Genomic DNA, 1,003 nt, shown 5'->3' with positions numbered 1-1,003 from the left:
CATGGTCATCCTTTTCGTCACCCTCTTTGGCAACAACATCTATCTGATTTTTATCGTAATTGGCATGGTGTCATGGCTGGGAATCGCTCGCGTGGTACGCGGCGTGACCTTCGGAATTAAAAAGCGCGAGTTCATCGAAGCGGCACATTCCATTGGCGTGTCAAAGTTCACCATCGTTCGTCGTCACGTGCTGCCGAACGTATTGGGAATTGTAATGGTCTATTCATCGCTCATGGTGCCCGGTTTCATCATGTTTGAATCCTTCTTGAGCTTTTTAGGCTTAGGCGTCCAACCACCAGACACCAGCTGGGGAATACTGATTTCCGAAGGCGCAAAAACCATTGATGTTGCCTTGTGGATGCTGCTTTTTCCATCCCTGTTCTTGGTCACAACCCTATTCTGTTTCAACTTCATCGGCGATGGCTTACGCGACGCTCTTGACCCGAAAGATCGATAAGGACAACTCCATGCTATCTATTGAAAACATGAACGTGCGCTTCGATACGCCAGACGGACAAGTGCAAGCGGTCAGCCACCTTTCCTACTCGATTAAAGCAGGAGAAACGCTCGGCATTGTGGGTGAATCAGGCTCTGGTAAAAGCCAATCGGTATTTGCGCTGATGGGGCTCACCGCCGACAACGGTAATGTCTCCGGTGAAGCCTTATTTCATGGCGAGAACTTACTCTCAATGTCCAAGAAGCAGCTCAACCGTATTCGCGCAGAGAAAATCGGCATGATCTTCCAAGATCCCATGACCTCTCTGAATCCATTTATGAAGATAGGTAAACAGCTAAGCGAAGTGTTGATGGTGCACAAAGGCATGAGTCGCAAGCAAGCCATTGCGGAATCCATTCAGATGTTGGATGCGGTGCGGATTCCTTCTCCGGAAACACGCATGAACCAATATCCACACGAGCTTTCTGGCGGTATGCGCCAACGTGTGATGATTGCCATGGCGTTGTTGTGTAAACCGGAACTGCTTATTGCCGATGAGCCAACAAC

The 1,003-nt window shown here is 49.2% G+C and carries 2 protein-coding genes; both read left to right on the top strand.

Annotation, left to right across the window (positions count from 1 at the left end):
- Positions 1 to 457, top strand: a 457-nt coding sequence (locus tag R7E00_RS25405; RefSeq protein ID WP_318124964.1) for an ABC transporter permease subunit, incomplete at its 5' end; no start/stop codon positions are given.
- Between the two features lie 10 nt (positions 458 to 467).
- Positions 468 to 1,003: ATP-binding cassette domain-containing protein (locus tag R7E00_RS25400; protein ID WP_318124963.1), on the top strand; the 536-nt coding region annotated here is incomplete at its 3' end.

It is taken from the genome of Vibrio sp. Vb1755 (assembly GCF_033338635.1).
In the GTDB taxonomy this organism is placed as follows: Bacteria; Pseudomonadota; Gammaproteobacteria; order Enterobacterales; family Vibrionaceae; genus Vibrio; species Vibrio alginolyticus.
This window is presented reverse-complemented; position numbering and strand designations above follow the sequence as displayed.